The 12,242-nt window shown below is 68.1% G+C and carries 14 protein-coding genes; 8 read left to right on the forward strand and 6 right to left on the reverse strand.

Translation table 11 applies throughout. From position 1 onward, the window contains the following. Window positions 1-27 precede the first annotated feature (27 nt). Genes QP165_RS12935 through QP165_RS12945 form a run of 3 tightly spaced genes read left to right on the forward strand, consistent with a single transcriptional unit; the run spans window position 28 to window position 2,171 of the window. Complete coding sequence (locus tag QP165_RS12935; RefSeq protein ID WP_333995956.1) at window positions 28-516, forward strand: hypothetical protein; 489 nt, start codon at window positions 28-30, stop codon at window positions 514-516. Continuing rightward, window positions 413-1,378 carry a GAF domain-containing protein gene (locus QP165_RS12940; protein ID WP_333995957.1) on the forward strand — a complete coding sequence of 322 codons (966 nt, stop codon included), beginning with the start codon at window positions 413-415 and terminating at the stop codon, window positions 1,376-1,378. Before QP165_RS12935 ends, QP165_RS12940 begins: the two co-directional genes overlap by 104 nt. After that, window positions 1,278-2,171, forward strand: coding sequence for a sensor histidine kinase (locus QP165_RS12945; RefSeq protein WP_333997026.1), 894 nt, complete (start codon window positions 1,278-1,280; stop codon window positions 2,169-2,171). The genes QP165_RS12940 and QP165_RS12945 overlap by 101 nt, the downstream gene beginning before the upstream one ends. A gap of 58 nt (window positions 2,172-2,229) precedes the next feature. Here QP165_RS12945 and QP165_RS12950 read toward each other — a convergent pair whose 3' ends face one another. The 5 genes from QP165_RS12950 to pyk form a co-directional block, all read right to left on the reverse strand. Beyond that, on the reverse strand, window positions 2,230-3,564 hold the full coding sequence (locus QP165_RS12950; RefSeq protein WP_333995958.1) for a protoporphyrinogen/coproporphyrinogen oxidase: 1,335 nt from the start codon (window positions 3,562-3,564) through the stop codon (window positions 2,230-2,232). Window positions 3,565-3,721: 157 nt separating this feature from the next. After that, window positions 3,722-4,246 (reverse strand): biliverdin-producing heme oxygenase, encoded by a 525-nt coding sequence (locus QP165_RS12955; RefSeq protein ID WP_333995959.1) that lies wholly within the window; start codon window positions 4,244-4,246, stop codon window positions 3,722-3,724. Continuing rightward, complete coding sequence (locus QP165_RS12960) at window positions 4,240-4,437, reverse strand: YbdD/YjiX family protein (RefSeq protein WP_333995960.1); 198 nt, start codon at window positions 4,435-4,437, stop codon at window positions 4,240-4,242. Before QP165_RS12960 ends, QP165_RS12955 begins: the two co-directional genes overlap by 7 nt. Next, window positions 4,434-6,488 (reverse strand): carbon starvation CstA family protein, encoded by a 2,055-nt coding sequence (locus QP165_RS12965; RefSeq protein ID WP_333995961.1) that lies wholly within the window; start codon window positions 6,486-6,488, stop codon window positions 4,434-4,436. The genes QP165_RS12960 and QP165_RS12965 overlap by 4 nt, the downstream gene beginning before the upstream one ends. Window positions 6,489-6,583: 95 nt before the next feature. Continuing rightward, window positions 6,584-8,047, reverse strand: coding sequence for a pyruvate kinase (gene pyk, locus QP165_RS12970; RefSeq protein WP_333995962.1), 1,464 nt, complete (start codon window positions 8,045-8,047; stop codon window positions 6,584-6,586). Window positions 8,048-8,128: 81 nt separating this feature from the next. On the opposite strand from pyk, the gene QP165_RS12975 reads away from it, so the two are divergent. The 3 genes from QP165_RS12975 to QP165_RS12985 all read left to right on the forward strand — a co-directional run bounded on the left by QP165_RS12975 (window position 8,129) and on the right by QP165_RS12985 (window position 9,259). Continuing rightward, window positions 8,129-8,437, forward strand: coding sequence for a DUF1244 domain-containing protein (locus QP165_RS12975; RefSeq protein ID WP_333995963.1), 309 nt, complete (start codon window positions 8,129-8,131; stop codon window positions 8,435-8,437). 205 nt (window positions 8,438-8,642) lie between these two features. Further along, window positions 8,643-8,885, forward strand: a complete 243-nt coding sequence (locus QP165_RS12980; protein ID WP_197942503.1) for a DUF2312 domain-containing protein — start codon at window positions 8,643-8,645, stop codon at window positions 8,883-8,885. Between the two features lie 89 nt (window positions 8,886-8,974). Beyond that, window positions 8,975-9,259: a DUF1294 domain-containing protein gene (locus QP165_RS12985; RefSeq protein ID WP_333995964.1), complete on the forward strand. Its 285-nt coding sequence runs from the start codon at window positions 8,975-8,977 to the stop codon at window positions 9,257-9,259. Here the strand turns inward: QP165_RS12985 and QP165_RS12990 are convergent, their stop codons facing one another. After that, window positions 9,260-10,723: an ATP-binding protein gene (locus QP165_RS12990; protein ID WP_056019999.1), complete on the reverse strand. Its 1,464-nt coding sequence runs from the start codon at window positions 10,721-10,723 to the stop codon at window positions 9,260-9,262. Between the two features lie 139 nt (window positions 10,724-10,862). On the opposite strand from QP165_RS12990, the gene QP165_RS12995 reads away from it, so the two are divergent. Both QP165_RS12995 and QP165_RS13000 read left to right on the forward strand, forming a co-directional pair. Next, complete coding sequence (locus QP165_RS12995) at window positions 10,863-11,405, forward strand: DUF1003 domain-containing protein (protein ID WP_056020002.1); 543 nt, start codon at window positions 10,863-10,865, stop codon at window positions 11,403-11,405. Between the two features lie 28 nt (window positions 11,406-11,433). Then, entirely contained in the window at window positions 11,434-12,177 is a 744-nt protein-coding gene (locus QP165_RS13000) for a YebC/PmpR family DNA-binding transcriptional regulator (protein ID WP_056020004.1), read from the forward strand. Window positions 12,178-12,242: the final 65 nt, after the last annotated feature.

Raw genomic sequence — 12,242 nt, forward strand, 5'->3', positions numbered from 1 at the left:
CTCGGGGCGACATGATCGGGCGAGTAAATGAGTACCGCCTTCATGACCGATACCGCGATAGACCTGACGGACTGCGACCGCGAGCCCATCCATATCCCGGGCGCCATCCAGCCGCACGGGTTGCTGCTCGTCGCCGATGCCGCAACGCTCGAGATCGTCGCGGGCGCAGGCGACATCGAGGGACGGCTGACCAGGGACTGGCTCGGCGCGGACCTCGTCAGCGTGATCGGGCAGGACATCCGCCAGCTGCTCGCCGAACTGCCGGGACGCGGCAGCATGACCGGGGCGGCGGTCGGTGCGCTGGTGCCGGGGACTACCGAGCGCTTCCACATGGTGCTGCACGGCGGCGATGATCATGTTCTGGTCGAGCTGGAGCCGGCGGCGCACGCGCCAGCCAGCGCGGCGACCGTGCTTGGCTGGCTCGATCTCGATGGCAGGCGCGTTCGAACGCGCGGGCAATCTCCAGGCGCTGTGCGAACAGGCGGCAACAGCGTTCCGGACGCTGACCGGGTTTGACCGGGTGATGGTGTATCGTTTTCTCGACGACGAGTCCGGGCGCGTGATCGCCGAGGAGCGCGACCCCGCGCTGCACAGTTTTCTCCATCATCATTTCCCCGCGACCGACATCCCGAAGCAGGCGCGCGCGCTGTATATCCGCAACCGGACGCGCGCGATCCCGCATGCGGTCTACGCGCCGGCGGTGTTGCGCCCGGCTGGCTTCGAGGCGCTCGACCTCAGCGACGTCGCGCTGCGCAGCGTGTCGCCGATCCATCTGCGCTATCTGACCAACATGGGCGTCGCCGCGTCGGCGTCGATCTCGATCGTCAAGGACGGGCTGTTGTGGGGCATGATCGCCTGTCACAACATGACGCCGCGCGGGATGGCACCCGATGTCCGTGCGACGGCGAGCACGCTGGCGAGCAGCCTCGCGCGGCAGATCCGTGCCAAGGAGGAAGCCGAGGGCTATCGCGAACGGCTGCGGCTCCGGTCGGCCGAGGATGCGGTCGTGCTGAAGATGACGTCGGACGGCCGCACGGCGCAGACCGTCGCCGCGGTCCGCGACGATCTGTGCCGGATGCTGGGCGGGGACGGATCTCGCGTTTGTCCAGGACCTGCGCGTCGATCTCGACGGGGAACTGCCCGAGTGATGCGGACGTGCTCGATCTCGTCGAGTGGGTCAGCCGCCGCGGTCCGGGCGACCCCGTCGCCACGCATCAGCTGTCGACGCTGTACCCCCCGCCGAACGCTATCGTGCGATGGCGAGCGGCGTGCTGGCGATGCCGCTGATCGACGAGGGCGCGACGCTGCTGTGGTTCCGCGCCGAGCGCGTGACCAAGATCGAATGGGCGGGCAATCCGCACAAGGCGGTCTCGCATGATCCGCACGCGCAGCTGACCCCGCGCACGTCGTTCGCCTCGTGGACCGAGCAGGTGCGCGGCCAGTCGCGGCGCTGGTCGCTGGAGGAGGTCGAGGCGGCGTATCGCCTGCGCCGGACCTTCCACGACGCGTATTCGAGCCACCGGATGCGCATGCTCAACCGCGACCTGCAACGCACGCTGGCGGAGAAGGACCGGCTGATCGAGCAGAAGGACGTCCTGATGAAGGAGGTCAATCACCGCGTGCAGAACAGCCTGCAGATGGTGTCCGCCTTCCTCGCGCTGCAATCGAAGACCGCGGGCGACGCCAACGTCACCGCGCACCTCGCCGAGGCGCAGGCGCGGTTGTCGGCGGTGGCGCTGGTCCATCGTCGGCTATACCATGACGACCAGGTCCAGTCGGTCGATCTGGCGCGCTATCTTGAGGAGCTCGCGATCGACATGCAGGGGACGCTCGGCCAGGACTGGGCGGCGCAGATGCGGCTCGACCTCGCGCCCGTGCTGATGCACACCGATCGTGCGGTCAATGTCGGGCTCATCCTGACCGAGCTCGTCATCAACGCGAGCAAATACGCCTATGGCGGTGCGCCCGGCCCGATCCTGATCGCGCTCGAACAGCATCGCAACAAGATCCGCCTGATCGTCGCCGACCGTGGCGGCGGCAAGACGGGCACGCGCGTCGGGTTCGGCAGCCGGATGATGAACGCCGTCGTCGCGCGCCTGTCGGGAACGATCGAGCCGAGCGACAACATGCCCGGGCTGCGCGTGATCATGACCGCGCCGATCGAGGACTGAGCCGGATCCGCCGGTAGACCCGTCGGCGGGGCCGCTGACGGCGGGGGGCAAGGGCGCGCTATGGGGCGGCGCGGCTCCCGCCGGCAGGCTCGGCACCGGCGATCGCCGCGGCGAAATGCCGCGCCTCCTTTGCGGCGGCGGAGCTCGTCGGGAGATAGTCGAAGCGTCCCTGCCGCCCGATAAGGTCGACGCCCCGGGCCTCGATCTCCTCGATCAACCGGCGAGACTCGTCCGACGCGCCGCGTCGGTAGATCGGGTAGGCGCCCGGCGTCACGTCATGCCCGACCAGCAGCGCGTCGCCATCGAGCAGCCGCGACCGGCGCATGTGCACGGCGAAATCCTCGAACGCCGCCTGCGCATCGGCGTCCCCCGACGTGAGCGGAACCTCGACGCCGAGATAGTCGTAGCCATCGACCTGACCATAGACGCGCGAATGGACCGTCAGCCGCTTCCACGCGCCGTCGTTCGAGAAATTGCAGAGAATCCCGCTGGTAAAGCCCAGCTCGCCCTTGAAGCTGACATACAGCGTCAGCAGCGTGACCGACTGCAGCGTGGGCGAGGGCGCGACACCGCAAAGCCCGGCGGTGAGGTTGAGCGGCAATGTCGACACGACCCGATCCGCGGTCAGCGTATCGCCACTGGTATGGACCGCCATCGCGCCAATGCTCCCGTCGATCGCGGCGAGCGCGACATCGAAGCGGACGTCGACGCCCATGTCGCGCAACTGTGCGATCGCGGTGGCGAAAAGACCTTCGAAGCCCGCGCGGGGGCGCACGACGGGACGCGCTGCGGGCCGTGACGCCGCGCGCCGTTTGCGAACGAGGCGGTCGGTCAGGCTCGAGATCCGGGCCGATCGTGCGATCCACGCCATGCGCTTTTCGGCAAATGCGTAATCGATGTCGTCCGCGGCGATCCCGAACATGCGGGTGATGTAGTTCGACAGCCCGGTGCGGACGAACAGCCGGCGACCGAGATAATAGCGTGCGAACGAGCCCGCGCTGACGGGTCTGTGCGAGACGATGCGCGCGTAGAGGAGCGATGCCAGATCGAGCAGCATCGCCCCGATCGGCTGTCGCAGCACGTCGTCGCGGATCGAGATCGGATAGGCGTGGATGCGTCCGGTCGGGGTGATCCGCGTCGCGGCGATCGCGACGGGCTGGCAGGTGCGCCCGGCCTCCGGGAACAGGCGGAAGAACGCGCCGTCGTCGAAGAAGATGAAGCTGCCGATGTCGAAGGTAAAGTCGCCGATCGTGCGGGATCGCTGGTTTCCGCCCGCCATCGCGGCGGGTTCGAGCAGCGTGACCCGCCAGCCCTGATCGGCGAGCACCTTCGCCGCGACGAGGCCGCTGATCCCCGCGCCCAGTATGACGACCGTTTTACCGGTTTGGTGCATGATCTTCGGTTCCGTGATGAGCGGGTCGAAGGTTGCACCGAAATGAACAGGTGTCGATAGCCGGGGCGGATACTGATCCGAGTCGGAGCCAAAACTTTCGGCAGACTATGACTATCTATACAATGTTAAGCCAACTACTGTGCATGGCAAGGCGAAGTCATGCCGCGCGACGGTAGAGGTCGAAGGTGGCCCGGGCGCCTGCGATCGCCTCGTCGATCCAGCGGTCGGTGCCGGCGCGCGTGGCGGCGTCGTCGAGCGCCGCGAGCAGCGTGCGCCATTCGCCCGAACCATGCCGCGCGCCGAGATAGGCGGCGGGCAGATCGGCGGGGACCGATCGGGCAAGCATGATCCCGCCGAGCCGCGATCCCTCGACCACGTACAGCGCACCCCAGCCGGCGGCCTCGCCATCGGGCAGCGCGAAGCGCAGCGGTGCCGGCGCGGGTTCGCCGAGCGCGGCAAGATCGTCGGCGAGGAGCGGCGCCCGCCGGCGAAAGTCGGGCAGGCCGGGTCGTGCGGCCAGCGCGGCTTCGGCGGCGGGCAGCGCGCGGGCGTGGGCGCGCAGGAAGACCGCGTAACGGGTCCGGTCGGCGAGATCGAACGCGCCATAGGCCGCATCGACGCGGTCGTGATCGGGCGCCGTCGCGGCGCGAAGCGCGGCGACGGCGGTACGCGCCTCTAGCAACAGCGACCGCCGCCCTTGCCGCCGTAGCGCGCCTGTTCGCGGTCACGGAAGAACGCCGCGGCATCCATTGGCGGGTGCCCCTCATGATGCTGCGCCATATGCTCGAGATAGGCGGCATAGGAGGGCTGGCCGACCATCATCAGCGCGGTTTCGCGCGCGCGGGCGAGGACGGTGCGGAAGGACCGCGTCATTCCGCGGGGACCATTGCGGGCGGGATTTCGCTGACGGTCGGATGATCGACCTTGAGCGCGGCGCGGCAGGTGCGGATGCCGAACGCGAGGATCGAGACGACGACGCCGAGGAACAGCGCGATCAGCGCGGCGTCGATCCGGTCGTTGAAGATGATCCGCTGCATCTCCGCCATCGTCTTGGCGGGGGCGAGGATCTCACCGCGCGCCGCCGCGTCTGCAAACTTGGAGGCATGCGCGAGGAAGCCGACCTTCGGATCGCTCGAGAACAGCTTCAGCAGCCCCGCGGTGATCGTGCACAGGCACAGCCATGCGGCGGGCAGGATCGTCACCCAGGCATAACGCTGGCGCTTCATGCGGAACAGCACGACCGTGGCCAGGATCAGCGCGACCGCGGCGAGCATCTGGTTCGAGATCCCGAACAGCGGCCACAGCGTGTTCACGCCGCCGAGCGGATCGGTGACGCCCTGGTAGAGGAAAAAGCCCCAGGCGGTCACGCACAAGGCGGTCGCGATGATGCCCGGGCCGATCGCCGAGGCATTGCGGAACGACGGCACCACGAGCCCGATCAGGTCCTGCAGCATGAAGCGCCCGGCGCGCGTGCCGGCATCGACCGCGGTCAGGATGAACAGCGCCTCGAACAGGATCGCGAAGTGGTACCAGAACGCCTTCATCGCCTGACCACCGATCAGGTTGCTGAAGATCTCCGCCATCGCGACCGCGAGCGTCGGCGCGCCGCCGGTGCGGCTGATGATCGTCGTCTCGCCGACGTCGCGCGCGGCCTGCGCCAGCGCCTCGGGGGTGATCGCGAAGCCCATGTTGGTGACCGCGGCGGCGGCCGACGCCGCGTCAGTGCCGAGCACCGCGGCGGGGCTGTTCATCGCGAAATAGATGCCGGGATCGAGGATCGTCGCGCCGACCAGCGCCATGATCGCGACGAAGCTTTCCATCAGCATCGCGCCATAGCCGATAAAGGGCGCGTCACCCTCGCTGGCGATCAGCTTGGGCGTCGTGCCGCTGGCGATCAGCGCGTGGAAGCCGGACACCGCGCCGCACGCGATCGTGATGAACAGGAACGGGAACAGCCCGCCCGACCAGACCGGGCCGCTGCCGTCGATGAACTTGGTCAGCGCGGGCATGCGCAGCGGCGGCGCGACGACCGCGATACCGATCGCCAGCGCGACGATCGCGCCGATCTTGAGGAAGGTCGACAGGTAATCGCGCGGCGCGAGCAGCAACCAGACGGGCAGCACCGACGCGACCGCGCCATAGCCGACCATCAGGATGCACAGCTGCACCGGGGTCAGCGTGAAGAACGGACCCCAGATCGCGGATTCGGCGACCTGGCCGCCATAGACGATCGCGAGCAGCAGCCCGATGACGCCGAGGATCGAGACCTCGCCGATCCGGCCCGGGCGGATCCAGCGCGTGTAGATCCCCATCGCGAAGGCGAGCGGGATCGTCGCGGCGACGGTGAACAGTCCCCAGGGGCTGCCCGCGAGCGCGCGGACGACGATTAGCGCGAGCACGGCGAGGATGATGACCATGATCGCAAAGGCACCGATCAGCGCGATCGTGCCGGCCACCGCGCCCATCTCCATGCGGATCAGCTCGCCGAGCGAGCGGCCGTCGCGGCGCATCGAGATGAACAGGATCATGAAGTCCTGCACCGCGCCCGCGAGCACAACGCCGGCGAGGATCCAGAGCGTGCCGGGGAGATAGCCCATCTGCGCGGCGAGCACCGGCCCGACGAGCGGTCCGGCACCGGCGATCGCGGCGAAATGGTGGCCGAACAGGACGTTGCGGTCGGTCGCGACATAATCGAGCCCGTCCGCGCGGCGGATCGCCGGGGTCGGGCGCGTCGCGTCGAGCTGCATGACGTTGCGCGCGATGTAGCGGGCGTAGAAGCGATACGCGATCAGGTTGACCGAGACCGACGCGGCGACGATCCACAGCGCGTTGACCTGCTCGCCGCGCTGGAACGCCACCACCGCGAGCGCGCACGCCCCGAGCAGGCTCATCGCGCCCCAGCCGATCTTTTCCCGTAGCGTCATGCGGTTGCTCCCCCGTCCGGTCCTTTTGCCAGCCATCGCGGATTTGGCGGGTGAGCGCTAGGGGGAGCTTTGGGGGAGCGCTAGGGGGAGCCGCCTCAGACCTGCGAGTGGTGGCCCTTCAGCTCGTCGCCGACGATCCGGACGACATGGAGCACGTTGGTCGAGCCCGGCGTACGGAACGGCACGCCCGCGAGGACGATCACGCGGTCGCCCGCCTTCGCCATGCCGTGGCGCAGCGCCATGCGCTTCGACTTGGCGACCATGTCCTCGAACGACTCGACGTCGCGCGTGTGCACCGCGTGCGTGCCCCACAACAGCCCGAGCCGGCGCGACGTTTCGAGGTTCGGGGTCAGCACCAGCAGCGGCACCGAGGGCCGCTCGCGCGCGATCCGGCGCGCGGTCGAACCCGAGGTCGTGAAGCAGATGATCGCCACCGCGGACACCGTCGCGGCGATGTTCTTCGCCGCCTCGGCGAGCGCGTCGGCGGTCGTCGGATCGGGCTTCATCACGGTGAAGTGCATGCGGTCGCCGTGTTCCGGGTCGGCCTCGACCGAGACGCCGATCGCATCCATCATCGCGACCGATTCGACCGGCCACGCGCCAGCCGCGCTCTCGGCCGACAGCATGATCGCGTCGGCGCCGTCATAGACCGCGGTCGCGACGTCGGACACTTCCGCGCGCGTCGGCGACGGTGAGGTGATCATCGATTCGAGCATCTGCGTCGCGACCACCACGGGGCGACCCATGCGCCGCGACACCTCGACGATGCGCTTCTGCAGCGGCGGGACCGCCTGCGGGGGCATCTCGACGCCGAGATCGCCGCGCGCGACCATCACGCCGTCGCAGGCCTCGACGATCTCCTCGAGCCGCTCGATCGCGGCGGGCTTCTCGATCTTGGCGAGCAGGGCTGCCTTGCCGCCGATCAGTTTCCGCGCTTCCCACAGATCCTCGGGGCGCTGGACGAACGAGAGCGCGATCCAGTCGACGCCCTGGTCGACCGCGAAGTCGAGATCGCTGCGATCCTTCTCGGTCAGCGCGGCCATCGGCAGCACGACGTCGGGCACGTTCAGCCCCTTGTTGTTCGACAGCGCACCGCCGACCTCGACGCGCGTCGTGATCTCGCGCGGGCTGTGCGAGACGACGCGCAGCACGAGCTTGCCGTCGTCGAGCAGCAGCCGTGCGCCCGGCTCGATCGCGGCGAAAATCTCGTCATGCGGCAGTTCGACGCGGGTCGCGTCGCCGGGCGTCGTGTCGCGATCGAGCACGAAGGTCGAACCGGTCTCGAGCACCGTGCGGCCGCCGTCGAACTTCCCGACGCGCAGCTTGGGGCCCTGGAGATCGGCGAGGATCGTCGAGGGACGACCGAACTCCGCCTCGAGCGCGCGGATCGCCTGGATGACCGCGATCTTCGACTGCTGGTCGCCGTGGCTCATGTTGATGCGAAACGCGTCGGCGCCGGTGCGGAACAGCGTGGCGATCATTTCGGGGGTGCTGCTCGCGGGTCCAAGCGTCGCGAGGATGCGGACTTTCCGCAAGCGGGGGGCGATGGCGATGGTCATGCGTGCGGTTTCCTCGGGGAAGCTCTTTGCCGCGACGGGCCTTAAACCCTATCTCCGCGCGATCAACCACGGAGCATGATCATGACCGCCGAAACCGACACGCTGGACACACTCGACGATGCCGTAGCGGCGAAAGCCTTTCGCCGCCTGATCCGCCATCTGCGCCACCGCGACGATGCGCAGAACATCGACCTGATGGGTCTGGCGGGATTTTGCCGCAACTGCCTGTCGGACTGGGTCGAGGACGCGGGCGGGCTGTCGAAGGATGCGGCGCGCGAGACGGTGTACGGGATGCCGTATGCAGAGTGGAAGGCGCATCATCAGGGCGACGCGACGCCCGGGCAGCTCGAACGGATGAAGGAAAGCGTTGCCAAGAACGCGGTCGACTGAGGCGGTATTCGCTGTCGGATCGCTTGAGCCGAACACGGTAAACGCCTAGACGCTGGCCCGCATCCGCATCGGCATGATTCACGCTTTGACCCGATTGGTCATGTAACGGCGATCATCGGCGTGGGGTAATTCGATTGATTTGAGGCCGGCGCCCAAGGCGCCCGCGAGTGGGGAATTTTCGATGTCTGACGAACGGCAACACGGCATGGGCGGCGGCGCGGTCGCAGCGGACGAACTGCGCCTGCTGATCGAGCGCGCCGAGCGCCTCGAGGAAGAGAAGAAGGGTATCTCGGACGACATCAAGGACGTGATGGCCGAAGCCAAGGGCCGTGGGTACGACCCCAAGGCGATCCGCAAGATCCTGTCGATCCGGAAGAAGAAGAAGGAAGAGTATCAGGAAGAGGAGGCGATCCTCGAGGTGTATCTCCAGGCACTGGGGATGATCTGAGGATCGGACTTTGCGCGGTGTCTCCCTCGCGATGCGTCATCGACGCCGAGGGGGACGCTGCGTCAACGCCGCCGCGGTACCGGTGAGACATGCTCGTCCCGATCGCTGCGGCGTTACTCCTGTTTCTGCTGATCAACGCAGTCACCGTCGCCGCATTCGCGCTCGACAAGCGCCGATCGCTTGCCCGCGAATGGCGCATCCCTGAATCGCGACTGCTGTGGTTCGCAGCGCTCGGCGGCAGCCCCGGCGCCTTTTGGGCGCGCCGTCGTTTTCGCCACAAGACCCGCAAGCAGCCGTTCGTCGGCCGCCTCCAGATCATCGCGATGGTGCAGGTCGGCGTCGTCGCCGGGCTGGTCTTCGCGTTCGCCTTGTAGCTACGCCGCCTCTGCCGGGAGCGTCGTCCAGCCCAGCCCCGGAATCGTGATCGAGCGCTTGCCCGCAAGGTCGGTGCGGCAGACGATCAGTTCGCGGCTTTCGATATAGCCGATCAGGCGCTTCACGCGACCGAGCGAGCTGGTGCCATAGGTCGCGGCGATGCGCGCGTCGGAGGGGCAGGGTTCGCCTTCCCGCGCCGCGCGGGCGATCAGCAGGAACGCGCCGAGCATGTCGTCGGGCAGCCCGCCCGCCACGTCGAGCGCCGCCGTCCACGCCTCGTCGGTCATGTCGAAGATCCCCGCGCGCGCGCAGCTCAGCCGACGGACGAAGCCCGGCAGGTCGAGCGGGGGCTTGGCGAGCCCGCCCATCCGGCAGCGCACCTGGAAATCCTGGAACAGCACCGAGGGCGGGCGCAGTGTCGATTCGGGGTCCTCGACGATCGCGCGGAACACGTCTGCGTACACCGCTTCGACCTCGTCGTCGGTCTTCTCGGGCGGCGGCGGTGCGGCAGTGCGCGGCTCGGGCGGGCGGGCGATGCCGTCGAGCAGCTCCTCCGCCGGCACGCGCCGCGGGCGCGAATCGAAGAGCAGGCCGAGTTCGGGCGCGTCGACGACCGGCTCGGACAGCAGGTCCTGCAGGTCCATCGGCGCGGCGCTGGGCAGCGGGGTGAGCTTGGGGCTGCCGCTGCGCGCGGACGTCGCGACGTCGCCGATCTTCACGGTGATCGGACGGCGCGAGACCGCGGGACCGAGCGCCATAAAGGTGCCACGCTGGAGATCGCGGATCGCTTCGGCCTGGCGCCGCTCCATGCCGAGCAGATCGGCGGCGCGCGCCATGTCGATGTCGAGAAAGGTGCGGCCCATCAGGAAGTTTGACGCCTCCGCCGCGACGTTCTTCGCCAGTTTTGCGAGGCGCTGAGTCGCGATCACGCCGGCGAGACCACGCTTGCGGCCGCGGCACATCAGGTTGGTCATCGCCGCGAGCGAGGCACGGCGGACCTCTTCGGACACTTCGCCGCCGGTGACGGGCGCGAACATCTGCGCCTCGTCAACCACCACCAGCACCGGATACCAATGCTCGCGCGGCGCATCGAACAGCGCGGAGAGGAACGACGCGGCGCAGCGCATCTGCCCCTCGACCTCGAGCCCCTCGAGGCTGAGCACCGCGGACGTCCGGTGTTCGCGCAACCGCGTGGCAATCCGCGAAATTTCGCGTTCGCTATAGTCGCCCGCCTCGATCACGACGTGACCATGCGGGCCCGCGAGCGTCACGAAATCGCCCTCGGGATCGATCACGATCTGCTGGACATGCCCCGCCGATCGCTCGAGCAGCCGGCGCAGCAGATGCGATTTTCCCGATCCCGAATTGCCCTGCACCAGCAGGCGCGTGGCGAGTAGTTCCTCCAGGTCGACGCCGACGGCACTACCATTGCCGTCGGTGCCCATATTCACGCTAACCGTCATGCCGCGCGTTTGGCAGGTGCGGGCGCATCGGGGCAAGGAGTCTTTGCGGCTTGCGTCGCAAGTCCTTCGTCATCCCGGGCTCGAGCCCGGGATGACGGATTGGCTGTCATTATCCGCAATCGCGGTTACGCCGTGCGGTATGGCCACATCCTCTCCGCTCGACGATCTCTCGCAACGCCTGCTCGGCAAGCGCCCCGGCGAGCTCGACGACGCGCAACGCCGCGTCCTTGCGGGAATCGAGGCGGGGACGACGGTCAGTCGCGACGCCGCCAACCTCGCCGACGAACGCGCGACGGTCGGCGAACGCCTGTCCGACCGCGTGGCGGCGGTCGGCGGGTCGTGGGGGTTCATCATCGCGTTCACCGCGGTGCTGCTCGGCTGGATGCTCCTCAATTCGGGCATCCTCACGTATTTCGGGCGGGCGTTCGATCCCTATCCCTACATCTTCCTCAACCTGCTGCTGTCGACGGTCGCGGCGATCCAGGCGCCGATCATCATGATGAGCCAGAACCGGCAGTCGGCGAAGGACCGCCTTGCCGCGAGCCTCGACTATGAGACCAATCTGCGCGCCGAGCTCGACATCCTGCGCGTCCATCACAAGATCGATCACCTCGTGCTCGCGCGGCTCGACGCGATCGAGGCCAAAATCGACGCACTGGCGAAAACGGGCCCCGGAGCCTAAGAGCGGCACATCAGCTATAGAGGCACAGATGGCAGGCCATTCCAAATACAAGAACATCATGCATCGCAAGGGTGCGCAGGACAAGAAGCGCTCGTCGGCGTTCAGCAAGCTCAGCCGGGAAATCACGGTCGCGGCCAAGATGGGCCTGCCCGATCCCGACATGAACCCGCGTCTGCGCGCGGCGGTGAACGCGGCCAAGGCGGCGTCGCTGCCCAAGGAAAACATCCAGCGCTCGATCGACAAGGCGAGCAAGGGCGACGCCGAGAATTACGAAGAGATCCGCTATGAGGGCTTCGGGCCCGGCGGCGTGTCGCTGATCATCGAGGCGCTGACCGACAACCGCAACCGCACCGCGACCAACGTCCGCGTCGCGGTCGCCAAGAACGGCGGCAATCTGGGCGCGGGCGGGTCGGTGAGCCATGCGTTCGACCGCGTCGGGCTGATCTCCTATCCCGCCAGCGCGGGCGATGCCGACACGGTGTTCGAGGCCGCGCTCGAGGCGGGGGCCGAGGACGTGACGTCGAGCGAGGACGGGCACGAGGTCTGGACTGCGCAGGGCGACCTGCACGAAGTCGCCAAGGCGCTCGAGGCGAAGCTCGGCGAGGCCGAGGGCGCGAAGCTCGCCTGGCGCCCGCAGACCATGGTCGCGGTCGATGCCGACGATGCGGCGACGTTGTTCAAGCTGATCGACGCGCTCGACGATGACGACGACGTGCAGACGGTATGGGGCAATTACGAGGTCTCGGACGAGATCATGGAGACGCTGGGTTGATTCTGTTGGGGTTGAGATGAAGAAGGTGTTTTCACGCGGAGACGCGGAGGCGCGGAGAGTTGCCC

This window comes from Sphingomonas sp. 22R3R2A-7 (assembly GCF_036856055.1).
Taxonomy (GTDB): domain Bacteria; phylum Pseudomonadota; class Alphaproteobacteria; order Sphingomonadales; family Sphingomonadaceae; genus Sphingomonas.